Raw genomic sequence first — 24,014 nt, 5'->3', positions numbered from 1 at the left:
GGGGTTGTTCGGCGGGTGCTCAGGCGGTTCTTCTGGCCGGGCGGCGCCCGAGCACGTGATGCGAGAGCACCATGAACGGTGCGCCCGGTTCGGTTTCGACAAACAGCGTCAGCGCATCCACCAGCACCGGCTGTCGCAGAATGTCCGCGAACAGACTATCGATTGCTGCGCGCAAACGAGGGCTTTCCTGTGACGTCGCCCGGCCGGACAGCGTCATGTGAAAGCGAAACGTCTCGAAGACATAGGGGTAGCCCCATCGGCAAAGATTGCGGAACTCGGCCGGCTTCAGCGAATCCGGGCCGCGCCGCTCGATCTCGGATTCGGTCAGCGGAGCGCGAAAGCGATCGAAATCGCGCACCACGTCATCGGCGAAGCGGTTGAGCAGAGGCAGCGGTCCTTCCGGCACCAATGCGAAGAAGCCGTCGATCTGGCTGACGACGAGACGCGGGATGGTCGCCATCGGCGTCGCCTCGGCGAAATGGTCGAGTGCGGCGCGCAGCGAGGCTTCCGTCTCGTTGGCGGCCAGGTGGAACGGCGCCTTCAGCGTCGCGTGAAAACCATAGCGGCGCGCCGAAGCGGTGTGAAAAGCGACTTCCGCCGCCGACAGGTCGGCCACCGCCTCGACCGGCCTTGTCGCGGCACCAAACGGGTCGCGGCCGAGCCAGTTGGCGGCGATCCGCGCCAGTGGCTCGTCCTGCCGGGGGGTGAAATAGAGGGCGTAGCGCATGAAAAGTCCTTCTCAGCTCCGCTGCCATAGGTGATTTCCATGACGGATTGACGAAGCTTTGAAGGGTTTTCGAAGGCAAATCGACCCAGCCGGGTCCTTAGCCGACATTTTTCTTGGGCTGGACCAATTTTCCAGACGTCGGCGCTGCCCCTCACCTGCCTGCCGGCATCCTCTCCCCGTATAGTGACGGGGAGAGGGGCGCTGTCGTCGATGGTTTCGCCAATCACCATCGTAGCAAGAAGAAATGCCGAGGTTGTGGCCGGCCTCCTTCTCCCCGTCCCTATGAGGGGCGGCGCCGACTTTCGACAATGGGTTGGTTTCCAAGAATGGGGAGCTGTCTTTGTCTGAAGCCATTCTATTGGAGGAGCAGATCAGGCCTTCATCAGCCATTCGTGCTCGGGCGCGTTGTGGAATTTCCACGTCCGCTTCGGCCCGGCCATCACGTTGAGATAGTAGAGGTCGTAGCCGTGACAGGCGGCGCAGGGATGATAGCCCTTGGGCACCAGCACGACATCGCCGTCCTCGATCGCCATCGCTTCGTCGAGCGCGCGATGACCATTCTGGTCGGCGTCGGTGTAGACGCGCTGAAAGGCAAAGCCCTGCGGCGGGTTGAGCCGGTGATAGTAGGTTTCCTCGAGATAGGATTCATCAGGCAGATTGTCCTGGTCATGCTTGTGCGGCGGATAGCTCGACGTATGGCCGCCGGGCGTGATGACCTCGACCACCAGCAGCGAATCGGCCGGCTTGCCCTCCGGCAGGATGTTGGTGACGTAGCGCGTGTTGGTGCCCTTGCCGCGCACCTCCTGGCCGAGATCGTCCGGTGCGATGACCCGCACCGGCAGGCCGCCGCCAAGGCCCGGCGCCGAGCAGACCGCGAGTTCCAGGTCGGTATCCGCGGTTACCGACCAGTCGGAGCCCTCAGGCACATACACCGACCACGGCTTGCCTTCGAAGGGCGACATGCGCTCGCCGAGCAGGCCGAGTTCCTTGCCGCCGGCTCTCGCATTGCCCTTGCCGGTGACGAACACCAGGCAGACTTCGCGATCATCCGTCTTCCCGAACGCGCTCTCGCCCGGCTTCAGCCGATGCAGGTCGAAACCAACATAGGTCCAGCCCGCGATTTGCGGCGTCACATGAGCGACGCGGCCATGGCCCTTATTGGCCTTCACCAACAGCTTCGACATTGTGTCTCTCCTATTCCATGGCTTGACGGGCTACAGGCCTTTGAAACCAAGCCGTTTGTTTGAAAGGACTATCGCAAATCTTCGAGTTTGGCCGGCGCTTACAACTTCGTCATCCTAGGGCGTAGCAGGAGCGAAGCTCCGTCGCGAAGACCCTAGGATCCATGCCGCAACCCCAGTCCAAGAGCGCAGCGGAACGGAATTCTGCACCGCAGCGGCTGTTTTGACATCACGGCATGGATCCCGGGGTCTGCGCCGCGTCGCTTCGCTCCTTGCTTCGCCCCAGGATGACGAAGCTAGAGGCCTTGCGGCTAGTCTCCAACGCACGCGATCCATCATGCGCGCAGTGCTCAAGCCGTAAGCCTTCTGCGTCATAGGCCGCTCTATTCCTTCGGCTCGGCGTTGCCGTCGTCCGCGGGCTTGTAGAGGTAAAAAAACTGCCAGACCGCGTAGCCGGCGAAGCCGAGGGCAAGCACGCCCCAGAACGGCGTGCCGGTTGCGAATTCGATGATCGACCAGACGACGCAGACCGCGACGACGGCGACACGCCGCCACAACGGCCGGAAGAAGGGGTGCTCGGAATCTTTCATCGGGCCAATCTACAGCAATCGGCTTTGCCGGGAACCCATCGCATCAGGCCCCCCTTGATCAGACATTGGGAAACCCTTGCGTCTCGACCGTATAGCCGGCGGCGGTCATCACGCGCATCAATTCCTTGTAGCCGACCTGCGCCATCCTGAGCGGCGGGTTCTTCTTCGGATCCTGCTCGGCCTCGACCACGAACCAGCCCTCATAGCCATGGTCGGCAAAGCGCTGCACGATGGCGCCGAAATCCAGCGAGCCGTCGCCCGGCACCGTGAAGGCACCCAGCGCCACCGCGTCGAGGAAGGACTGTTTTGTGCGGTCGAGTTTGTCGATCACGCCCATGCGCACATCCTTCACATGCACATGGTTGATGCGCTTATGATGGTTGTCGATGGCGCGCAGAACGTCGCCGCCGGCGAATGCCAGATGTCCAGCATCGAGCAGCAGCGGAATGCCGGCTCCGGAATGGCGCATGAAAGCATCGAGTTCCGGCTCGGTCTCGACCACCGCCGCCATGTGGTGGTGGTAGGAGAGCGGCATGCCCTGTTCGGCGCACCACTCGCCGAATTCGGTGACGCGTCTGGCATAGGTCTTCATCTCGTCGTCCGACAGCTTCGGCTTGGTGGCCAGCGGCTTGGAGCGGTCGCCCTGGATCGAGCGACCGACCTCGCCATAGACGATGCAAGGCGCGTTCACGGCCTTGAACAGGTCGATCATCGGCTGGATGCGATCCTTGTTGTCGGCCATCTCGCCATCGACCAGCGTGCCGGAGAACCAGCCGCCGCACAGCGTCACGTCGGCTGCCTTGAGGATCGGCAGCATGACATCGGGGTCATTGGGAAAACGCCGGCCCATCTCCATGCCGGTGAAACCGGCCGAGCGCGACTGGCGCAAACATTCTTCCAGCGACACGTCATCGCTGAGTTCCGCAAGATCGTCGTTCCACCACGCAATGGGGGACATGCCCAGTTTGGCTTTCAAGTCGTCACTCCGGTCCTTGTTCACCCTCCCCCTTGTGGGGAGGGTCGCTGCGAAGCAGCGGGGGTGCGGCGCCGACCCCCCACCCGGACCTTCGGTCCGACCTCCCCACAAGGGGGAGGTAGGGGCTTGGCCGCGTTACATCAATCGCCGACGGTCTGCATCTTCCGCTTCTCATCATAGGCCTTGCGCGCCGCGTTCACCTGGCTGCGCGCCGACACTTCCGGCACCGCCACATCCCACCAATGGCCTCCGGCATCGGTGGAAACCAGCGGGTCGGTGTCGATGACCAGCACGGTGGTGCGGCTGTTCGTCTTCGCCTTCTGCAGCGCGTCTTCCAGCCCGGCGATCGACGGCACTTTTTCGGCAATCGCCCCCATGCTGGCCGCATGCGCGGCAAAGTCGATGTCGGGCAGAACTTCGTGGCGCGAGTCCTTCAGGAGATTGTTGAAGTTGGCGCCACCGGTCGCCATCTGCAGCCGGTTGATGCAGCCATAGCCCCTGTTGTCGAGCAGCACGATGGTCAGCTTGAGGCCGAGCATCACCGAGGTGGCGATTTCGGAATTCAGCATCAGGTAGGAGCCGTCGCCGATCATGACGACGACCTCCTCGTCGGGCTTGGCCATCTTCGTGCCGAGCCCGCCGGCAATCTCGTAGCCCATGGTCGAGAAGCCGTATTCGGCGTGATAGGAGCCAGGCGCGCCAGCCTGCCAGAGCTTGTGCAACTCGCCCGGCAGGCCGCCGGCGGCATGCAGCAGCGTCACGCCGGAGCTCATCGCGCGCTGCACGGCGCCGATCACTTGTGCGTCCGACGGGTAGGTGGCATTGGTCGACGCGGTCACCTTGGCCGCCTCGGCCTGCCAGGCTGTCTTTCCGGTGGCCGCATTATCGGTCCAGGTGGAAGGTGCCTTCCAGCCTTTAAGCGCTGCACCCAGTTCGGCCAGACCCTCGGCTGCATCGGCGACCAACGGCAGCGCGCGGTGTTTGCCGGCGTCGAAAGGCTGCACGTTGAGCCCGATGATGGTCTTGCCGGAGTTCTTGAACAGCGCCCACGAGCCGGTTGTGAAATCCTGCAGGCGCGTGCCGATGGCAATCACGACATCGGCTTCCTCGGCCAGCCGGTTGGCGGCCGAGGTGCCGGTGACGCCGACCGCCGCCATGTTGAGCGGATGGTCGTCCGGCAGCGAGGATTTGCCGCCTTGCGTCTCGCAGACGGGGATGCCGGCGTTTTCCACGAATTTCGCCAGCTCGTTCGAGGCCTGGGAATAGAGGACGCCGCCACCGGCGATCACCAGCGGCTTTTTTGCTCTCTTGAGCGCGGCGACAGCCGCCGCAAGCTCATGACGGTCCGGGCGCAGCCGGCGCTGATGCCAGACCCGCTCGGCAAAGAAGCTCTCGGGATAATCATAGGCCTCGGCCTGGACGTCCTGGCACAGCGACAGCGTCACCGGGCCGCATTCGGCCGGATCGGTCAGCACCTGCATGGCACGGGTCAGCGCCGGAATGATCTGCTCCGGCCGGGTGATGCGGTCGAAATAGCGCGACACCGGACGGAAGCAGTCATTGACCGTCGCCGTGCCGTCGGAAAAGTCCTCGGCCTGCTGCAGCACCGGATCCGGGATGCGGTTGGCAAAGACATCGCCGGGGAGAAACAGGACGGGCAACCTGTTTACATGGGCGAGCGCCGCCGCCGTCACCATGTTGAGCGCGCCCGGACCGATCGAAGAGGTCGCCGCCATGAAACGGCGGCGGAAATTGGCCTTGGCATAGGCGATCGCCGCATGCGCCATCGCCTGTTCGTTGTGGGCGCGGAAGGTCGGCAGTTCGTCGCGCACCTGATAAAGCGCCTCGCCGATGCCGGCGACATTGCCATGACCGAAGATCGCCCAGACGCCGCCGAAGATCGGCATGGTCTTGCCGTCGATCTCGGTCATCTGCTTGCTGAGAAAGCGGGTCAGCGCCTGCGCCATCGTCAGGCGGATTGTCTTGCTCATGGTGTCTCCTCCGCAGTCGTTGTGCCGCGCTTCTTATGCCGCTTTGCGGCCGCGCGCGGCAAGCCACGCTTCGGTCAGCTGTTCGAAGCGCTGCGCCATGTCGGCGATAGCCTCGTCATCCGACATCTTGCCGGCCAGCCATTGTTCGGCAGCGTGGACGAAGATGGTGCGGCCGACGGCAAAACCCTTGACGATGGGTGCCTTGGCGGTGGCGGCGAACGCGGCTTCCAGCTCGTCCTGCGGCGCTTCCAGGCCAAGCAGCACGACGCCGCGGCACCAGGGATCGTGCTTCAGGATGACGGCTTCGATCTTCGCCCAGGTACCGCTCGATGCCTGTGGTTCGAGCTTCCACCAATCCGGCTTGATGCCGAGCGCATAGAGTTCCTCCAACGCGCGCGGGATCGTCGTGTCGTCGAGCTTGCCATGCTTGCCGGCAATGATCTCGATGAGAAGTTCTCTGCCTACTTTCCGCGCGCCTTCGAACAGCGCGCGCAGCTTCTGCTGCTGTTCTTCCTTGAGCGCCGCCGGATCGTCGGGATGGTAGAAGCACAGGCACTTGATGCAGTGATCGACCGGCCATTCGGTGAGCTGCGAGCCGATGTCCTGCGAGAATTCGAAGCGCAGCGGCCGCGAGCCCGGCAGTTCGACCGGCCGGCCGAGCCAGGCGAAGGGGTGACGGGCGAATTCGAACATCGCCTCGCGGCCATGCTTCTCGTCGATCAGCATGCCGTAGCCGTCGCGGCCGGCGGCGACCTTCGCCGCTGCCTTGACCGCCAGCACCTTGAAGTCACGGATGCGCGCCGGATCGGCACCGGCCTTCGCCGCCACATCCTCGAGCTGCACGCGGTGGTCGCAGGCAAGCGCCATCAGTGAGGGAATGTCGCGGCGACGCGTCGTCGCCCAATGGATGTGGTTGATCGCCTCGTCCTTGCGCAGCGCCAGATGCTTGCTGCCGTGATTGAGGAAGAACCGCAACTCCTCGAAGGTCGGATACTCCGGCGCGCAGAGCAGCCGCGATACGGCAAAAGCGCCGCAGGCATTGGCCCAGGTTGCGGACGTCGCATGGTCTTCTCCGCCCAGCCAGCCGCGCAGGAAGCCGGACATGAAGGCGTCGCCGGCGCCGAGCACATTGTAGATCTCGATCGGGAACCCCTTGCCGACGACGCCGTCTTCCAGGTCGTCGCTGATCGGTCCGTCATAGGCGATGCAGCCCATGGCGCCGCGCTTCAGGACGATGGTGGCGGACGACAGCGAGCGGATCGTCTTCAGCGCGCTCAGGCAATCATCGGTGCCCGACGCGATCATGATCTCTTCCTCGGTGCCGACGATGAGGTCGCAATCGGGCAGCACCGTCTTCAGCTGGGCCGAGACCCGGTCCGATTTCACATAGCGCTCGAACCCTTCGGCATGGCCGGCAAGACCCCAGAGATTGGGCCGGTAGTCGATGTCGAACACCACCTTGCCGCCCTTGGCCTTCATGATGCGGATCGCCTTGCGCTGGGCGGCATCGCTGTTGGGCCGGGAAAAATGGGTGCCGGTGACGACGATCGACCGGGCCGAGGCGATGAAGGCCTCGTCGATGTCTTCCGGCGCCAGCGCCATGTCGGCGCAGTCCGAACGGTAGAAGATCATCGGCGAGACGCCTTCGTCCTCGACCGACAGCAGCACCAAAGCGGTCAGCCGCTCCTTGTCGGTCTTCAGCCCGTCGACATTGACGCCTTCGCGCTTGAGCTGCTCGCGGATGAAGCGGCCCATCTGCTCGTCGCCGACGCGGGTCAGCAGCGCGGAGCGCAGGCCGAGCCTGGCCGTGCCGACCGAAATGTTGGCCGGGCAGCCGCCGACCGACTTGGCGAAGGAGGTGATATCCTCCAGCCGCGAGCCGATCTGCTGGCCGTAAAGGTCGACGGAAGCGCGACCGATGGTGATGACGTCGAGCGGCGCCTGTTTCGTGTCCACGGCTTCGCTCATTGGAACCTCCCGTCGGCCTTGTTGTCATGAACAACATTGTTGGGTAACACGCGCGAGCGGCAGCGTGGCGCCGGGAATATGAAATAATAATTCCAATCCATAGTCAATATGGAATGAGCGTTCCTTCGTTTAAAAGTGCCACCAAATGATGCGTAGGGGAGGAGACTTTGGCGGGTCTGTCTCCGTTCACCACGGAAGCGGGCCATCGTCGTTGAAGTACCCGGCGTTCGGACCATCGGCATCCAGGGTCGCCAGGCGTATGACGATCTCGGCCGCCTGCTGCACGGTGCGGTGGCCCTTAAATCCATTCAGGTCGGTGGCGGTATAGCCCGGCGCCGCTGCATTGATCTTGATGCCTTGCGGCGCAAGCTCGCGGGCGAAGGCGACGGTGATGGCATTCAGGGCCGTCTTCGAACTGCCATAACCCATCAGATTGACCGAATGGTTCGGCGTGGCGGAATCGAGCGCCCTCCCGATGGAACCCGTGGAACTGCTCACCATCACGATGCGGGCGGCCGGCGCTGCAAGCAGCAGCGGCAGGAAGGCCTGGGTCACGCGGATCGGCCCGAAGACATTGACGTCATAGGTCGCCATGACATCGGCAATGTGCTGCTGGCTCGGCGGCAGCTCGTAGTTGATGGCGACGCCGGCATTGTTCACCAGCACGTCGAGACAAGCGCTTTCCGCCCCGACAGTCTTGGCGGCCGCCGCCACGCTTTCGTCCTGTGTGACATCCAGCTCGAGCCATTGAACGTCCAGGCCTTCGCTGCGCAATTCCTGTGCCGCCGCCATGCCACGCTCGGCATTCCTGGCGCCAAGCCAGACCTTGAAGCCCGTCGACGCCAGACGCCGGGCGATTTCACGGCCGATGCCCTTGTTGGCGCCTGTCACCACAGCGGTTTTCGATTTCATCATTTGTATCTCCATCTCTTCCTGTCGAAGACCCCAGAGATGGCGCCCTGTGGGAAACACCGCGCGCCGAAAACTCTCCAGCTCTTGCCCAATCCTCTCATATGGGTTGCGCGGCCCATTCGGATGCGCGATGCTGAGATCATGAGCGAGGCACTGCAAGAGTTGATCGATATCGCCGCGCGCCATGCGCAGGGGCGACGCACGAGAACGGCGATCCCTCGCGTTTCGATCGGCCGCAGCGAAGTCGCCACGGCGCCAATGGCGGGGGTATGGGGGTCGGGGATCCTGTTCGTGCTGCAGGGTGCGAAAACGGTTCTGATCGGGGGCCGGACCCTTCGATACAATCCCGCCAGCTATTTCATCTACACTGTCGACACTCCCACCATCAGCCAGTTGGTCGAAGCGAGCCCCAGACATCCCTACCTGGCGATCGGCTTCACCCTCGACCTGCAGGCCGTCGCCGCCCTCCTCGTCGAGCATGAACCCGCGCTCGGCGGCGACAGTTTCTCCACCTCGCCCGTCAATGACGACCTGCTCGACGCCTTGCGGCGAATGATGCGGCTGCTCGACCGGCCAAGGGAGATTCCCGTGCTGGCGGCCACGCTTGAACGCGAGATGTTGTTTCGGCTGCTGCAAGGCCCCCAGGGCGGAAAGCTTCGCCAGCTTGCGCGCGCCGACGGCCATCTGTCCCGGATCGGCCAGGCGATTGCCTGGATCCGGTCACATTGCCATCAGCCGGTCCGGGTCAGCGATCTGGCTGAAATCGCCCATATGAGCAACGCTGCATTTTTCCGCCACTTCAAGGCGGCGACGGCCATGAGCCCGATCCAGTATCAGAAACAGATCCGGCTCCTGGAAGCCCGCCATTTGCTGGCCGCCCAGCCAGGCAATGTTGCAAGCGTTGCCTTCGCCGTCGGCTACGAGAGCGCTTCCCAGTTCAGCCGGGAATATGCCCGTCAGTTCGGCTTGTCGCCCGCGCGCGACGCGGCGCGGCTTTTGGCGGCAGGCGAGGCGTCCGTAGAGGTTCTCTAAGCTTTGCGCTTGCGGCCCGTGTCGCGTCGTTTCTCGCCGACGCCGACGGTCAGCGCCATGGCCAGCGCCATCGTCGCCGACAGCGAACGGAAGCCGGCGAAATCGGCCTCGGCAACCTCGAACCAGACCTTGGCGAACTGGGCGAGCGGCGAGAACGAGCTGTCGGTGATGGCGACGATCGGCACACCCTGTTCCGAAATGCTGCGTGCCTCCTCGATGGTGGCCGGGGCGTAGGGTGAGAACGAGATGGCGATGACGGCATCCGCCGGCGTGGCGAAGGCGATCATCTCGGCATTCAGGCCGGCGGCCGATTCGATCAGCTGGTTGCGGATCTTGAGCTTGCCCAGCGCGTAGGCGATGTAGGACGCCACCGGATAGGAGCGGCGCTTGGCCAGCACGTAGATGGTCTCCGCCTTTGCCAGCAGGGAGATTGCGTCTTCCAGATGCGCTTCGTCCAGCGCGCGCGAGATGTCATTGAGCGAGGTGGAGGCGGCAGCGACGAAACCGTCGAAGATCGCCCGGTGGCCGGCGCCCCCCTCGGCCTTGGCGCGCAAGGCCTGCAGCCTTTCGTCATAGGACGAGTTGCGCTCGCGCAGCCGCTCGCGGAATACCTGCTGCAGGCTGGTGAAACCGTCGAAGCCAAGCTGCTGGGCAAAACGGATCAAGGTCGAAGGCTGCACGCCGGCCGAAGCGGCGATGCTGGCGGCGGTGCCGAAGGCGATGTCGTCGGGATTGTCGAGCGCATAGGCGGCGATCTGGGCGATGCGCTTCGGCAGGCTTTCGCGCCGATCGAGGATCGTTGCGCGCAGCGTCTCGAAGTCGCGAGGTACCCGTTCGTCCATCGTCGCCCTGTCCAAGCTCATGCGTGAAGCGTCCCTCTGTGCCCCATCATAGTGAGCCTGCGCAAGAACGCCATAAAAAATGAGACATACATTCCATTCCAAGAGAAAATGGATTAATTCATCCACGAAGCGCTTCAGGCAGTGGAGGAACGGAAAATGGTCGGCGTCGGTCTCATCGGCACGGGTTTCATGGGCAAGTGTCACGCCATAGCATGGAGCGCCGTCGGCGCCGTCTTTCCAGACGTGCCTAAACCCCGGCTGGTCCATCTCGGCGAGGTCAATGAGGAGCTTGCCCGGCGCAAGGCGGGCGAGTTCGGTTTCGCCAAGGCCTCCGGCGACTGGCGCGCGGTCGTCAACGATCCGGAGGTCGATATCGTCTCGCTGACCACGCCCAACCAGTTCCATCCGGAGATGGCCATCGCCATCCTCGAAGCGGGCAAGCATCTGTGGTGCGAAAAGCCGATGGCGCCAAGCTTTGCCGAGGCTGAAGCCATGGCGGCGGCGGCGAAAAAGTCCGGCAAGGTTGCCGCGCTCGGCTACAACTACATCCAGAGCCCGGCGATCCGTCATATCGGCATGCTGCTCGATGAGAAGATCATCGGCGAGGTCAACCATCTGCGCATCGAGATGGACGAGGACTTCATGGCCGATCCCGAGGCGCTGTTCTTCTGGAAGCACGAAGCCACTTCCGGCTACGGCGCGCTCGACGATTTCGCCGTGCACCCGTTGTCGCTGGTCTCCGCCCTGTTCGGCCGCGTCGCCAGCGTCATCTGCGACATGGCCAAGCCCTATGCCGATCGCAAGGTGGCCAGCGGCGGCCGTCGCGCGGTGGAGACCTATGACATCGCGAGCGTGCTCATGCATCTGGAGAACGGCATTGCCGGCACGCTGCTGGTCAACCGCTCGGCCTGGGGCCGCAAGGGCCGCATCGCCGTCCAGATATTCGGCTCGAAAGGATCGATCCTGTTCGACCAGGAACGATCGAACGAATTCCAACTCTATCTCACCGCCGATCGGCCGACCGAACAGGGCTACCGCACCATCCTGGTGGCGCCGCACCACAAGCCCTACGATGCTTTCCTGCCGGCGCCAGGCCATGGCCTCGGCTTCAACGACCTCAAGATCATCGAATGCCACGAATTGCTGACGCGGCTTGCCGGCAAGCCGGCGCGGCTCATCGAGTTTGCCGAAGGGCTGGAGATCGAGCGCACGGTGCACGCGATGGCGCGCTCCTTCGAGGAAAAGCGCTGGGTCGATGTCAGGTAGAGCCATGTAGTTCGTCGACGGGGAAGGTTACCGACTCTCGGCGGGCAAGATTTCACCATTCATTTGGTGACCCGTCGCAGACATTCGCGATTGGCCGAAGCCTCCCTGTCGCTTCGCTCCTTGCTTCGCCCCAGGATGACGAAGTAACGGGCGTTTCGGCCAATCCCCAAGGCATGCGACCTGCCAAGGCAAGCACCATCCGACCGGTCAAAAATTTCCACGCCAAGTATCTGCGGTCACCTCAGCCGCCAGCGGCCGGAGTGTCCCAGCCGCTGACCCAGACCTGCCGCAACCGGTCGCCAATCCCCGGGCGACCGCCTTTGCCGGCCGGGCGGCCGGACTGCTTCTGGTTGTGGTTTCAATGCTGACCGCCTGGCAAGGCTTGAAGGCGGCGTGAATCCAGGTCTGAACCTGAAAACCGCCGCCTTATCCCTACCGGCTTCACCAATCAGGCGGCTCCCTGGCGGCTGTCGATCATGGCGCGGCGCACGGAGCGGCGCCACTCGACGGCGCCGGCAAGGCCGTGCAGCACCGTCTCGGTGGTCGCCCAGCCGATGCAGCCATCGGTGATGCTCTGGCCATAGACCAGCGGCTTGCCTGCCACCACGTCCTGCCGGCCGGCGACGAGGTTGCTCTCGATCATGACGCCGATGATGCGCTCGTCCCCCGCCGCGACCTGGCCGGCGACATCGGCCGCCACCTTGGGCTGGTTCTCGGGCTTCTTGGCTGAGTTGGCGTGGCTGACATCGATCATCAGGCGCGGCGCGACGCCGATGCGGGCAAGCTCGGTGCTGGCAGCTTCGATGCTCGCCGCGTCATAATTGGGCGCGACGCCACCGCGCAGGATGACGTGACAATCCTCATTGCCTGTCGTCGTCGCGATGCCGCTGCGGCCACCCTTGGTCACCGCCATGAAATGATGCGGCTGGGCGGCGGATTTCACCGCCTCGGCGGCGATCCGCAAATTGCCGTCGGTGCCGTTCTTGAAGCCGACCGGGCAGGACAGGCCGGAGGCAAGCTCGCGGTGGATCTGGCTCTCGGTCGTGCGCGCGCCGATCGCGCCCCAGGCGACGAGGTCGGCGATGTATTGCGGCGTGGTCATGTCGAGGAATTCGGTCGCCGCCGGCAGGCCGAGATTGTTGACGGCGGAGAGCACATTGCGCGCCATCCTCAGTCCCTTGTCGATGTTGAAGCTGCCGTCGAGGTCGGGATCGTTGATCAGGCCCTTCCAGCCGACCGTCGTGCGCGGCTTCTCGAAATAGACCCGCATCACGATCTCGAGCCGGTCCGACAGGCTCTCGCGCAGCGCCGCCAGACGGCTGGCATAGTCCACGGCGGCGACCGGATCGTGGATCGAACACGGCCCGACGATGACGAGCAGCCGGTCGTCGATGCCGTTCAAAATAGCGTGGATTGCGTTGCGTGACGCGCTGACGGTGCGCGTTGCCGTCAGCATGCGCGGTATCTCCCGCATCACTTGGTCCGGCGTACTCAATTCCCTGATTTCCTTGACCCGAAGATCATCTGTGGTGGTCAACACGGCTTTCTGCTCCTGTTTGGGGAACCTGCCGGCTGAAAACAAAAAAGCCGCCAGGTATGGCGGCTGTTCGGATCTTGTTGCTGCAATCTTCAGATCGAGCGCAATCCTCCCGCCGCCAGCGAGCTCCTAAAGTACCAATACGTGGCGGTCAGGTTGATCATGTGGCTGATATAGTCGAAGCGGAGGAGCTTGTCACGTGCCTGATCGGGCTTACCAGCGCGGATCAGGCCATTCGACGTTATCCCACTCCAGAAGGTCTCCAGGTGACAAAAGATTCTTCTCACCACGTTGAAGGCGGTATGTGTAGAGGGTTTCGTACATGGGCTCGAAACTGGATAGTAGGTCCAGAAAATGCCGCCTCCGCTCGGATTTTGACCATGAGCAGAAAATTGCGGTACGGCTCCAGAGACCATCGAAAACATTGCGGTATGCTGGATCCAGCCGCTGCCAACGCGCGACTGCTTCAGCGCCAAGCGCTGCGAAATCCTCCTTGAGAGCCTCCTCGATTACGGCTTCCAGAGCATAGACAATGGCCTGGGTTTTTGCGGTGTGTTCGAGATACGCCAGCGATACCCTCAGCATCCTTTGCTGAAGAAGAATAACGGGCCACAGCGCCTGGACTCCATAACGGATGCCCATTTCCTCATGATCTGAGGAGGGGTGTAGAATCTCGCGTTGGCGTTCGTAGGCCTTCCGGACATCGTAGGCTAGATTTAAGAACAGGCCTTCCCTGTTCTTAATGAGTGGCGATCGCTCATTGACCTCATGCACGACCGTGCGGAGCCATTGAAGAGATGTATAGTCACCAACCAGAAGAATGCCGGCGTGATTTTTCAGTAAGCGATATGAGAGCAAACGCACACTCCTGTCTCAGGCGGCTTTCCAGACATGCTGCACCGAGCGGCTCATGCAGTCCAGGGATCGAAGAGTTCAATTCCAAAGCCTTCGAAATCCTTCGTATTGCGCGTTGCCAAGGTGAGTTCTTGCGCAATCGCCGTGGCTGCGATCAGGCCGTCCATCGACGCCAGACCGCGACCGCGGCGCTTCGCAAGGCCCATCAGGTCGCCCCAGGCCAAGGCAACCAGTTCGTCCACCGGAATAACCCGCTGCTCGAAGCGCTGCGGCAGGTCCCGAGCAAGCCACTCGGCCAGTGCCTCACGTTTCCGGCCCTCATCCATGAGGGCAACCCCGCGCCGGATCTCGGCAATCGACACGACGCTGATAAATGAGCGGTCCTCATCAAGCCCGTCCAGCCAGTCCAGAACGCGTGCGTCCGGTGCCGGCCTTGTCACCTCGGACAAGACATTCGTATCGAGCAGTAGCCTCACAGCGGCAGATCACGCGGTTCGTCACGCTGACGCTGAAGGTCGAGATCGGCGCCGCGCAGCGGCGACTCCAGCAGGAACTCCGCAAGCGTACCCTTGCGCGCGGTCTTCCGCTGCCATTCCTCGGCCGAGACGACAACCACGCTTGGTTTGCCGTTTCTAGTGATCGTCTGCGGTGAAGACTGTGCGCGCTCGATAACTTCCGAGAGCCGGGCTTTTGCCCCGGCGACCGTCCAGTTGGTATTCTCTTTGGGCGCAGATAGCATTGCGACCTCCATGACCAGTCTGACTATCCTGACTATATGGGAATGGCGATGCGGCGGCAACAGGGCGCGGGGGCTAACCGATGGTAGCCAATTGCGGGATGGGCCGAAGCCTCTCGACTTCGTTATCCCTGGGCGAAGCAGGAGCGAAGCTCCGTCGGGGAGACCCTGGGACCCATGCCGGGACGCCAATCGAAGAGTGCAGCGGAGCAGAAGTCTGGACTGCTGTGACGCTCGGAAGTCGCGGCATGGATCCTCGGGTCTGCGCCGCGTCGCTACGCTGCTTGCTCCGCCCGTGGATGACGAAGTGATGCCGCCAGACTCGCCGACGCTACTCCGGCGATGACCCTGCGATGCTCTGGTCGTAGTCGACCAGCGATCCGGTCATGACGCTTGACTGCGGGCTGACCATGTAGCTGATCAGCCGCGCGAGCTGGTCGGGCTTCACCAACTGGCCCATCGGCTGCGCCGCCTCGGCCTTTGCCAGCCAGTCGTCGGGCGCGTCGTGCCATTTCTTCTGCACGATGTCCTCGCCCTCGGTGTCCATCCAGCCGGGCAGCACGGCGTTGCTGCGGATGCGGTTATAGCGATACGCATTGGCGACATTCTTGGTCAGCGTCATCAGCGCGCCTTTGCTGGTCGAATAGGGCGTCAGGAAAGACTGCCCGCAATGCGCCGACATAGACAGCACATTGACGATCGAGCCGGGCGCCTTCTTCTCGAGCAGATGCGCCACCACGCCCTGCATCAGGAAAAACGGCCCGCGCACATTGGTGTCGAAAATACTGTCGAAAAGCTCTTCGCTGGTTTCGACCAGCGAACCACGCGCCGACGTCGCGGCGGCGTTGACCAGCGCGTTGATGGTGCCGAAATGCGAGATCGCCGTGGCGACCGCGCGCTTGCAGTCGGCGACCTTCGAGACGTCCGCGCTGATGAAGATCGCGTCGACACCCAATTTCCTGAAATGGGCAACGGCCTTGTCGCCCTTCTCCTGCGAGCGGCCGATGAGCGCCAGCGCCCGGCAGCCCTCGTCGGCCAGCGCCTCGGCAACGGCAAAGCCGATGCCTTGCGCACCGCCGGTGACGATGGCGCGTGTCTGCGAATTGCGATCGGCGGATGCACTCATCGCTATGCTCCTGGGTCTGGGGTCTGGGGTCTGGGGTCCGGATTCCGGTTCTTACTTGTCGAGGCGGACGGTCTTGCCCGATGTCGCGGATTTCAGCGCCGCATCCGCCAGCTTCAGCGCCACCAGCCCGTCCGCGCCGCTTGGCGCCGCCTTCTTGCCCGACGTCGCCGCTGCGATGAAGGCAGCGATCTCGTTGGCATAGGCGTCGAGATAGCGGGTCATGAAGAAGTCATGCAATGGCGGGCGGGTGTAGCCCTTCTCGTTGGCCAGTTCGATCGACACCGGGCGTTGGTTCTCGGCCGCGATCATGCCTTTCGAGCCATGCACCTCGATGCGCTGGTCGTAGCCATAGGTGGCGCGGCGCGAATTGGAGATGACGGCCTGCTTGCCCGAAGCGGTCTCGAGGATGACACTGACGCTGTCGAAATCGCCAGCCGCGCCGATCTTCTTGTCGACCAGCACCGAGGCATGGGCGCTGACCGCCACCGGCTCCTCGCCGAGCAGGAAGCGCGCCATGTCGAAATCATGGATGGTCATGTCGCGAAAAATGCCGCCCGAGCGCTTGATGTAGTCGATCGGCGGCGCACCCGGATCGCGCGAGGTGATGGTGACCATCTCGACGGTGCCGATGGCGCCGTCGTCGATCGCCTTGCGCACGGCGGCGAAATGCGGATCGAAGCGCCTGTTGAAGCCGACCATCAGCGTCGCCTTGGTCTTGTCGACCACCGCCAGGCATTTCTCGACGCGCTTGACGTTCAAATCGATCGGCTTCTCGCAAAAGATCGCCTTGCCGACCTTGGCGAAACGCTCGATCAAATCGGCATGGGTATCGGTCGGCGTGCAGATGACGACGGCGTCGATGTCCTTGGATTTCTCGATGGCGTCGATTGTGCGCACTTCGGCGCCGTAGGCGCTCGCCAACTCGGTCGCCGCCTTCTCGAACGCGTCGGCGACGGCAACCAGTTTGGCCTGCGGATTGGAGCCGACGGCGCGGGCGTGAACCTTGCCGATGCGGCCGGCACCGAGGAGGGCGAAGCGGAGAGTCATGGAAATTTCCTCTAGGGATGGGTTAGAGAGAGTGGTGTCTCCACCTTGCTGTCAGCGAAAGGTGGCAGGGGTATTTTTCCAGCGAGCCAGATTATTCCTAAACCGGGCGACCACCCTGTTTAGGCCGCGAGTTCCGCCTCGCCGGTCTTGGCGCCGGTGATGTAGGAGACGATATCGTTTCCGTCGGTGTTTTCCTTGCGCAAATTGGCGACGATGCGGCCGCGCCGGAACACGACGATGCGGTCGCAAAGATCGAACACCTGGCGCATGTTGTGGCTGATCAGGATCAGCGGCTCGCCATTGTCCTTCAGCGTGCGGATGATGTTTTCGACCTGCGCCGTCTCCTGCACGCCGAGTGCGGCCGTCGGCTCATCCATGATGATCAGCTTGGAGGCGAAGGTCGCGGTCCGGGCGATCGCCACGCACTGGCGCTGGCCTCCGGACATGTGGCGGATGGTGTTGGACAGATTGGGGATCTTCACCGCCGTGCGGATCAGCGCCGCCTCGGTCGCCTTGCGCATATATTTGCGGTCGAGGATCGAGAACGGCCCGAGATTGAACAGCACCTTTTCGCGGCCGAGGAACAGGTTCGAGGGCACGTCAAGATCGTCGGCCAGCGCCAGGTTCTGGAACACTGTCTCGATGCCCGCCGTGCGAGCCTCGATCGGCCCGGTGAAATTCACTTCCTTGCCGTCGAACCAGATCTGGCCGCTGGTGCGCTGCTCGACGGCGGTGATCTGGCGAACGAAGGTCGACTTGCCGGCGCCGTTGTCGCCCATGATGGCGACATGCTCGCCCTTGCGCAGCTCGAAGTTCGCGCCTTCCAGCGCATGCACGCCGCCATAGCGTTTGGTCAGGTTTTCGGTCTTCAGGACGATGTCTGACATGGTCAAGCCCTCATTGCCCGCAGGCGTTGGCGCCACTGGTCGAGAACGACCGCACCGACGATGATCACGCCCTTGACCATCTCCTGGTAGTAGGCGTCGAGGCGCAGGAAGGTGAAGCCGGAGATGATGACGCCGAAGATCAGCGAGCCTATCACCGTGCCGATGATCGAGCCGCGGCCACCCGACAATGAGACGCCGCCGATGACCGCCATGGCGATGGCGTCGAGTTCGTACATCACGCCCATGCCGGACTGCGCGGTCAGGTTCTTGGAGCTCAGCACCACGGCGGCGAGTGCGGCAAGCACACCGGCGATGACGTAGACGAGGATCTTGTGGTTGGCGATCTTGATGCCGGACATGCGCGCGGCATCCTCATTGGAGCCGATCGCGTAACAGTGCTTGCCGTACCTGGTGTAGGTCATGATCAGCTGGAACAGCACCGCCAGCGACAGGAAGATGATGACGGGCATCAGGCCTTTGCCGATGCCAGCGAAACTCTCGGTGGGAAACGAGATCGGCTGGCCCTTGGACCACCATTTGGCGATGCCGCGCGCGGTCACCATCATGCCGAGCGTGGCGATGAACGGCGGTATGCGCGTGTAGGCGATCAAGGCGCCGTTGACCAGGCCGGCAAACAGGCCGCAGCCGATCGCGACCAGCACCGGCACGATCACCGGCAGGTCGGTCCAGCCCTGTGCAAGGAACATCGCCTTGGGATTGGGATTGCCGTTGACGGTCGCCACCTGGGCAAAACTCATCGCAATCATCGCGGTCGCGCCGACGATCGAACCCGAGGACAGGTCGATGCCGCCGGTGATGATCACCTGCGTCACGCCGATGGCGATGATGCCGACGATCGACACCTGCAGGATGATGATCTGCAGGCGGGCTTCGTTGAAGATCGCGCTGACGTCGCCGCGGGTGTTGAACAGGAAGCTGTCGCCAAGAAAGATGCGGCCGATCAGTTCGAAGACGACAACAAGAATGACAAGCGCCAGGAAAACGTTGAGCTCGGCAGGCCATGCGCGCTTCTTCGCGTCATAGCCAACTCCGCCGACGCCATGAGATGTCTGTGCCACGTATTCTGTCCTCCGTCAGCCGCGGTCGCCCCTCGCTGCCTTGCCGGCGCCGAGGGAAAGAGGAGCGGCGCTGTGAGCGCCGCTCCGTATGTCCGCCGCTCAGTTCTTCTTCAGGAACTTGTCGATGTTGGCCGGCGTCACCAGCTGGAAGGGGACGTAGACCTTGTGTTCGACCTTTTCGCCCTTGGAGAGCTTGAGCGCCGCATCCAGCGCACCGGCGCCCTGGCCGGCCGCGTCCTGGAACACGGTTGCGTCGAGGTCGCCCGCCTGCATGGCGGCAAGTGCGTCCTGGGTGGCGTCGACGCCGCCGACCACGACCGTCTTCATGTCGATGTTGGCGGCCTTCATCGCCTGGATGGCGCCGATGGCGCTTTCGTCATTGTTGGCGATGACGCCGTCGAATGGCTTGCCGGTCGACAACCAGTTGGTCATCAGGTTCTGCGCCTCGTCGCGATTCCAGTTCGATGTCTGCTTGTCGATGATCTTGATGAAGCTGCAGTCCGGCGTAGCGATCACCTCTTCGATATCCTTGGTGCGCTGCACGGCGGCCTGGTTGGAGAGCTCGCCCATGATCACGTAGACGTTGGCTTCCTTCTTGCCGGCTTCCTTGAACAAGCGGCAGACTTCCTTGGTCTCGAGCGTGCCGGAATCGGCCTCGTTCGAGGCGACGAAGGCCTGGTTGTCAGGCAGGGTGTCGACGTTGACCGGCTCGCGGTTGACGTAGACCAGCGGGATCTTGGCCGCGGCGGCAGCGTCCGACATAGCCTGCGTGGCCGAGGTGTCGACCGGATTGACGATGATCGCGTCGACGCCCGAAGCGGCGAAGTTCTTGATCTGGTCGAGCTGCTTGGCGACGTCGTTTTGCGCGTCCTCGACCTGCAGCTCGACGCCATCCATGCCCTTGGCCTGCTCGATCATGCCGTTGCGCAGCACGGTCAGGAAGTTGTCGTCGAACTTGGCCATCGACACGCCAACCTTGGCGGCCATGGCGGATGAACTCATCAGCGCCGCGAAAGCGACGCCCAAAATCAGTTTCTTCATTGTGTTTCTCCTCCACATGCTGGTGTCCGGTTTCACCGATTTATCCGGAATCCCCGATCTCCCCGGGGAATCTCTCCCTGATATCGTTTCTGTTCCGGGTGACGCCTTGCCGTTTGCTGGAACGCCAACCCCTCCGTTTGAAACAGATGTTCCGGAACGAAAGAACCAAAATATATAGTTGGTGAAATATTTATTCCATTTCACATCCGGGCGTCAAGGGCGATTCAGAGGCCTGCCGGCCGATTTATGCATCGCCCTGATAGATTCTATCATTTGCCTCGGCGGCTCGCGCGACGGAAGCTAGATGTTTTCCGGCAGATAGATGTCAAAGGGCAGGAAGGTCTGGCCTGGAGCGTTGGCGGCGCCGGTTTCGATGGCATGCGCCATCAGGTCGACAAGCTCGCGACACAGAGCGGCGAGCGGCGTCGAGATCACCATGGTGAGGATGTTGTCGGCGAGTGCCGCGCGCGATTCGGCGTTGATCTCGTTGCAAACGACCACCGGCATGTTCGCGGGCCTTGCTGCCCGCAGCGCCGAAACCGCGCCTTCCATGCCCCCGCCGGCGACGTAGCAGCCGACAAGATCCGGATAACGCGCCAGAAGATCGATCATCGCATCATGGGTCACCTGGTTGGCTTCCAGATTGACCAGCGTTTCAAGCACGCTGAAGTCCGGCGCATGCTCGCGGAAGAAGGAGCGAAAGCCGATCTCGCGCAGCTCGTGGCCGTGGAAGCGGTGGCTGCCGACGAAGAGGGCGACCTTGCCAGGCTTCTTCGCTGCCTTGGAGATCATCCATGCGGCGGTGCGCCCGACCTTGCGGTTGTCGAGGCCGATATAGCCCTCCCGGATGCCGGCGGCAAAGTCGGACAGCACCGAAAAGACCGGCTGGCCTCTCGCCTTCAAGGCTTCCACGACCGCTGTCAGGGTCGGATGGTCCGGGCCGACAACGGCGATAGCCCGCGATTTTGCCGCCAGCTTGCGCATCTGGGAGGCGATCTCGTCGGGAGCCAGGGAACTGGCGAAGTCGATGGTCGCAACACCGCGGAAGCGTTTCGATTGCGAGATGGCCAGTTCGAGTTCACGCGCGAAGTCACCGTAGAAGGCATCATTGCCCCGCAGCAGCAGGAAGCCCAGCCGGTACTCAGGCAATTCCTGGCGCATGCGCTGCTTGATAAGTCCGGCGGCGTGATAGCCGATATCGGTAGCGGCCTCGTAGACGCGGCGCGCGGTCTCCTCGCGCACCGGCAGCCGGTTGTTCAGCACGCGGTCGACGGTGGCGACACTGACGCCTGAGACGCGCGCCAGATCAGTGATGGTCGGCCGTTTCGCCATGCTTGCCTCATTGGAATTGCCTGAGGCTTCCTACACCATTCTGATGGGAAATGATAGAAACTATCTTTATGATGTTGAGTCTATCATGATCCGGCGCTATTTTTCAGTCTCGAAGACAAGGGATCTCAGGCATTCGTTTCGGCGAGTGCCGTGCCGTGGGAGGCAACCATGCATGCTGCGCCGTCCCGGCGTGACTACAGCCTGATCGGCCGCGACGCCAAGCTCGCCGTCGAGACCGGCCTGTCCGCGGCCGAGTGGTATCACACCGACGTGTCCCGCAAGCAGATGAAGGAGCTGATGCAGCGCTCCGACTGGCCGGCGATCCGCGATACAGCGATCTGGTTCGCCGCGCTGATCGTCAGCGGCGCCGGCGGCGCCTGGTTCTGGGGCAGCTGGTGGTGCGTGCCGTTCTTCTTCGTCTATGGCGTTCTCTACGGCTCGTCGACGGATTCTCGCTGGCACGAATGTGGCCACGGCACCGCTTTCCGGACGCAGTGGATGAATGATGTGGTCTATCAGATCGCCTGCTTCATGATCATGCGCAATCCGGTGACCTGGCGCTGGAGCCACACGCGCCACCATACCGACACCATCATCGTCGGCCGCGACCCGGAAATCTCGGTGATGCGGCCGCCGGACCTTGTTCGCGCCGTGCTGGGCTTCGTCGGTGTGCTCGACGCCTGGCATGCGATGAGCGACATGCTGCGCAATGCCGCCAGCAACATCAGCGCCGCGGAAAAGACCTTCATTCCCGAGCAGGAGCAGCCGAAGGCGATCCGCGCCGCCCGCGTCTGGACGGCGATCTATGCCGCGACCATTGTGTTGGCGCTCTACACCGGCTCGTTCCTGCCACTGATGCTGGTCGGCCTGCCCAGGCTCTATGGCGCCTGGCATCACGTCATGGTCGGCCTGCTGCAGCATGGCGGCCTGGCCGACAATGTCATCGATCACCGGCTCAACAGCCGCACTGTCTACATGAACCCGATCAGCCGCTTCATCTATTGGAACATGAACTACCATGTCGAGCATCACATGTTCCCGATGGTGCCCTATCATGCGCTGCCGAAGCTGCACGAACTGATCAAGCACGACCTGCCGACGCCGACACCGTCGATCCTGGCCGGCTACCGCGAGATGATCCCGGTCTTCCTGCGCCAGCTGCGCAACGAGGACTATTTCCTCAAGCGCGAGCTGCCGCCGACCGCCCGGCCATATCGCGAAGAATTCCACAACGATGCCGTCGCGGCAGCGGCGGAATGATCGTGCTTCTATCCGATTTTCAGGGGAGGACTGAATGAGCGACTGGGTTGAGGCCTGTGGCGCCGAGGACATCGACGAGGAGGATGTGATGCGCTTCGATCATGGCGGCCGCACCTTCGCCATCTATCGCAGCCCCGACGATGAGTTCTTCGCCACCGACGGCCTCTGCACGCACGAAAAGGTGCACCTGGCCGACGGGCTGGTGATGGACGACATCATCGAATGCCCCAAGCACAATGGCCGTTTCAACTACAAGACGGGTGACGCCCGCGGCGCGCCGGTCTGCGTCAACCTGAAGACCTATCCGGTCAAGGTCGACGCCGGCAAAGTCCTGATCCAGATCGGATGACTGATATGGCGCGGGGAATGGTCATCATCGGCGCCGGCGAATGCGGCGGGCGCGCAGCGTTGGCTCTGCGGGAGCTGGGCTATGACGGGCCGGTGATGCTGGTCGGCGACGAGCCGCATCTGCCCTACGAGCGCCCGCCGCTGTCCAAGGACGCGATGGTCCGCGATACGCCCGAAATCAAGGCGATCGCCAGCGACGCGATTCTGGCCGAGAAATCGATCCGGCATATCCATTCCGTCGAGGCCGTGGCGATCGATCGCGCGGCGAATGCGGTGCGGCTGTCGGACGGCTCGGTCCTGCCCTATGACAGGCTCCTGCTGGCGACCGGTTCGACGCCGCGCAAGCTGCCGATGCCCGGATTGGGTTCGCGCTGTGTCTATCTCCGAACCTTCACTGACGCGCTCGCCATTCGCGCGCATCTCAAGGTCGGCAATCGGATCGCCATCATCGGCGGCGGCTTCATCGGCCTCGAACTCGCCGCTGCGGCGCGCAAGCTCGGAGCGTCGGTTACCGTCATCGAGGCGCAGCCGCGCATCCTGATGCGCGGCGTGCCGGCCGAGATCGCCGAGATCATCCATGAGGCGCATGTCGCCGAGGGCGTGACGATCCTGTGCGGGACCGGCATCGCGTCCATCACCGACGATGGCAACGAGGTGCGCGTGACGCTTGCCGGCGGACAGCAGATATCAGCCGACCTCGCCGTCATCGGCATCGGGGCCGTGCCGGTGACCGGGCTTGCCGCCGAAGCAGGGCTGACAATCGACAACGGCATATCAGTCGATGCGCAATTGCGCGGCAGCGATCCCGACATCTTTGCCGCCGGCGATTGCTGCTCGTTTCCGCTCGCCGTTTATGGCGGCCGGCGCGTGCGGCTGGAAGCCTGGCGCAACGCCCAGGAGCAGGGCGCGCTGGCGGCGAAAAACATGCTGGGTGCCGGCGAGGCGCATGCGGCGGTGCCATGGTTCTGGTCGGATCAGTACGGCCTGAGCCTGCAGATCGCAGGGCTCTCCGACGAGGGCCGCAGCACGGTGCGCCGCGATCTCGACGATGGTGCCTTCATCCTCTTCCATTTGGCCGAGGACGGCCGGCTGGTGGCCGCCAGCGGCATCGGCCCCGGCAACGCTGTCGCCCGCGACATCCGGCTGGCCGAAATGCTGATCGGCAAGCGCGCGAAGCCGACGCCGGAGGCGCTGGGATCGCAGGCCGTCAAGCTGAAGTCATTGCTGGCGGCTTGAGCCACCGCGCCGCTTTTCGAGATCGGCGCCGCCCCTCATCTGCCT

At 63.2% G+C, this 24,014-nt stretch carries 23 protein-coding genes and 1 pseudogene; 6 read left to right on the top strand and 18 right to left on the bottom strand.

The features are described 5' to 3' along the window. Nucleotides 1-19: 19 nt before the first annotated feature. From NKH19_RS18320 to NKH19_RS18290, 7 genes are all read right to left on the bottom strand, one after another. Nucleotides 20-727 carry a DUF1045 domain-containing protein gene (locus NKH19_RS18320; protein WP_352870609.1) on the bottom strand — a complete coding sequence of 236 codons (708 nt, stop codon included), beginning with the start codon at nt 725-727 and terminating at the stop codon, nt 20-22. A 371-nt stretch (nt 728-1,098) separates the two neighbouring features. After that, on the bottom strand, nt 1,099-1,911 hold the full coding sequence (iolB, locus tag NKH19_RS18315; RefSeq protein ID WP_352870610.1) for a 5-deoxy-glucuronate isomerase: 813 nt from the start codon (nt 1,909-1,911) through the stop codon (nt 1,099-1,101). A gap of 380 nt (nt 1,912-2,291) precedes the next feature. Further along, complete coding sequence (locus tag NKH19_RS18310; protein WP_352870611.1) at nt 2,292-2,498, bottom strand: DUF3329 domain-containing protein; 207 nt, start codon at nt 2,496-2,498, stop codon at nt 2,292-2,294. 58 nt (nt 2,499-2,556) lie between these two features. Next, nucleotides 2,557-3,474 (bottom strand): myo-inosose-2 dehydratase, encoded by a 918-nt coding sequence (gene iolE, locus NKH19_RS18305; protein WP_352870612.1) that lies wholly within the window; start codon nt 3,472-3,474, stop codon nt 2,557-2,559. A 140-nt stretch (nt 3,475-3,614) separates the two neighbouring features. Continuing rightward, entirely contained in the window at nt 3,615-5,465 is a 1,851-nt protein-coding gene (iolD, locus tag NKH19_RS18300; protein ID WP_352870613.1) for a 3D-(3,5/4)-trihydroxycyclohexane-1,2-dione acylhydrolase (decyclizing), read from the bottom strand. Nucleotides 5,466-5,498: 33 nt separating this feature from the next. Continuing rightward, complete coding sequence (locus NKH19_RS18295) at nt 5,499-7,433, bottom strand: bifunctional 5-dehydro-2-deoxygluconokinase/5-dehydro-2-deoxyphosphogluconate aldolase (RefSeq protein ID WP_352870614.1); 1,935 nt, start codon at nt 7,431-7,433, stop codon at nt 5,499-5,501. Nucleotides 7,434-7,619: 186 nt separating this feature from the next. Continuing rightward, nucleotides 7,620-8,348 (bottom strand): SDR family oxidoreductase, encoded by a 729-nt coding sequence (locus NKH19_RS18290; RefSeq protein ID WP_352870615.1) that lies wholly within the window; start codon nt 8,346-8,348, stop codon nt 7,620-7,622. Between the two features lie 138 nt (nt 8,349-8,486). On the opposite strand from NKH19_RS18290, the gene NKH19_RS18285 reads away from it, so the two are divergent. Next, complete coding sequence (locus tag NKH19_RS18285) at nt 8,487-9,377, top strand: AraC family transcriptional regulator (protein ID WP_352870616.1); 891 nt, start codon at nt 8,487-8,489, stop codon at nt 9,375-9,377. Here NKH19_RS18285 and NKH19_RS18280 read toward each other — a convergent pair. Further along, nucleotides 9,374-10,219, bottom strand: a complete 846-nt coding sequence (locus tag NKH19_RS18280; protein WP_352870679.1) for a MurR/RpiR family transcriptional regulator — start codon at nt 10,217-10,219, stop codon at nt 9,374-9,376. The two genes, NKH19_RS18285 and NKH19_RS18280, sit on opposite strands and share 4 nt — an antisense overlap. Before the next feature lie 156 nt (nt 10,220-10,375). On the opposite strand from NKH19_RS18280, the gene NKH19_RS18275 reads away from it, so the two are divergent. Next, nucleotides 10,376-11,485, top strand: a complete 1,110-nt coding sequence (locus NKH19_RS18275) for a Gfo/Idh/MocA family protein (RefSeq protein ID WP_352870617.1) — start codon at nt 10,376-10,378, stop codon at nt 11,483-11,485. A 295-nt stretch (nt 11,486-11,780) separates the two neighbouring features. Continuing rightward, a pseudogene (locus tag NKH19_RS18270) lies at nt 11,781-11,882 on the top strand (LysE family translocator); the annotation flags it as partial. A gap of 51 nt (nt 11,883-11,933) precedes the next feature. Here the strand turns inward: NKH19_RS18270 and NKH19_RS18265 are convergent. The 10 genes from NKH19_RS18265 to NKH19_RS18220 all read right to left on the bottom strand — a co-directional run bounded on the left by NKH19_RS18265 (nt 11,934) and on the right by NKH19_RS18220 (nt 21,125). Then, complete coding sequence (locus NKH19_RS18265) at nt 11,934-13,025, bottom strand: 3-deoxy-7-phosphoheptulonate synthase (protein ID WP_352870618.1); 1,092 nt, start codon at nt 13,023-13,025, stop codon at nt 11,934-11,936. 210 nt (nt 13,026-13,235) lie between these two features. Next, entirely contained in the window at nt 13,236-13,886 is a 651-nt protein-coding gene (locus tag NKH19_RS18260) for a DUF6904 family protein (RefSeq protein WP_352879378.1), read from the bottom strand. Nucleotides 13,887-13,930: 44 nt separating this feature from the next. Next, the gene (locus NKH19_RS18255; protein WP_352870620.1) at nt 13,931-14,353 is read right to left on the bottom strand and encodes a type II toxin-antitoxin system VapC family toxin; all 423 of its coding nucleotides are present in this window, start codon (nt 14,351-14,353) and stop codon (nt 13,931-13,933) included. Further along, nucleotides 14,350-14,616, bottom strand: a complete 267-nt coding sequence (locus NKH19_RS18250; protein WP_352870621.1) for a type II toxin-antitoxin system Phd/YefM family antitoxin — start codon at nt 14,614-14,616, stop codon at nt 14,350-14,352. The genes NKH19_RS18255 and NKH19_RS18250 overlap by 4 nt, the downstream gene beginning before the upstream one ends. A gap of 328 nt (nt 14,617-14,944) precedes the next feature. Next, nucleotides 14,945-15,739, bottom strand: coding sequence for an SDR family oxidoreductase (locus NKH19_RS18245; protein WP_352870622.1), 795 nt, complete (start codon nt 15,737-15,739; stop codon nt 14,945-14,947). Between the two features lie 51 nt (nt 15,740-15,790). After that, nucleotides 15,791-16,786 carry an inositol 2-dehydrogenase gene (gene iolG / locus NKH19_RS18240; RefSeq protein WP_352870623.1) on the bottom strand — a complete coding sequence of 332 codons (996 nt, stop codon included), beginning with the start codon at nt 16,784-16,786 and terminating at the stop codon, nt 15,791-15,793. Between the two features lie 119 nt (nt 16,787-16,905). Then, nucleotides 16,906-17,673 carry an ATP-binding cassette domain-containing protein gene (locus tag NKH19_RS18235; RefSeq protein WP_352870624.1) on the bottom strand — a complete coding sequence of 256 codons (768 nt, stop codon included), beginning with the start codon at nt 17,671-17,673 and terminating at the stop codon, nt 16,906-16,908. Nucleotides 17,674-17,675: 2 nt separating this feature from the next. Next, nucleotides 17,676-18,752, bottom strand: coding sequence for an ABC transporter permease (locus NKH19_RS18230; protein WP_352870625.1), 1,077 nt, complete (start codon nt 18,750-18,752; stop codon nt 17,676-17,678). A 99-nt stretch (nt 18,753-18,851) separates the two neighbouring features. After that, the gene (locus tag NKH19_RS18225) at nt 18,852-19,793 is read right to left on the bottom strand and encodes a sugar ABC transporter substrate-binding protein (RefSeq protein ID WP_352870626.1); all 942 of its coding nucleotides are present in this window, start codon (nt 19,791-19,793) and stop codon (nt 18,852-18,854) included. Between the two features lie 300 nt (nt 19,794-20,093). Then, on the bottom strand, nt 20,094-21,125 hold the full coding sequence (locus NKH19_RS18220) for a LacI family DNA-binding transcriptional regulator (protein WP_352870627.1): 1,032 nt from the start codon (nt 21,123-21,125) through the stop codon (nt 20,094-20,096). Nucleotides 21,126-21,293: 168 nt separating this feature from the next. Here NKH19_RS18220 and NKH19_RS18215 point away from each other — a divergent pair, with 168 nt between their 5' ends. The 3 genes from NKH19_RS18215 to NKH19_RS18205 are packed head-to-tail and all read left to right on the top strand — an operon-like array spanning nt 21,294 to nt 23,969. Beyond that, the gene (locus NKH19_RS18215) at nt 21,294-22,385 is read left to right on the top strand and encodes a fatty acid desaturase family protein (protein WP_352870628.1); all 1,092 of its coding nucleotides are present in this window, start codon (nt 21,294-21,296) and stop codon (nt 22,383-22,385) included. A 34-nt stretch (nt 22,386-22,419) separates the two neighbouring features. Next, on the top strand, nt 22,420-22,734 hold the full coding sequence (locus tag NKH19_RS18210; protein WP_352870629.1) for a Rieske (2Fe-2S) protein: 315 nt from the start codon (nt 22,420-22,422) through the stop codon (nt 22,732-22,734). After that, nucleotides 22,731-23,969, top strand: a complete 1,239-nt coding sequence (locus NKH19_RS18205; protein WP_352982577.1) for an NAD(P)/FAD-dependent oxidoreductase — start codon at nt 22,731-22,733, stop codon at nt 23,967-23,969. Before NKH19_RS18210 ends, NKH19_RS18205 begins: the two co-directional genes overlap by 4 nt. The last annotated feature ends 45 nt before the right edge of the window (nt 23,970-24,014 follow it).

This window comes from Mesorhizobium sp. M1338, from assembly GCF_040318045.1.
In the GTDB taxonomy this organism is placed as follows: Bacteria; Pseudomonadota; Alphaproteobacteria; order Rhizobiales; family Rhizobiaceae; genus Mesorhizobium.
The sequence above is the reverse complement of the archived record's forward strand: the minus strand, read 5'-3'. Positions and strand labels throughout refer to the sequence as shown.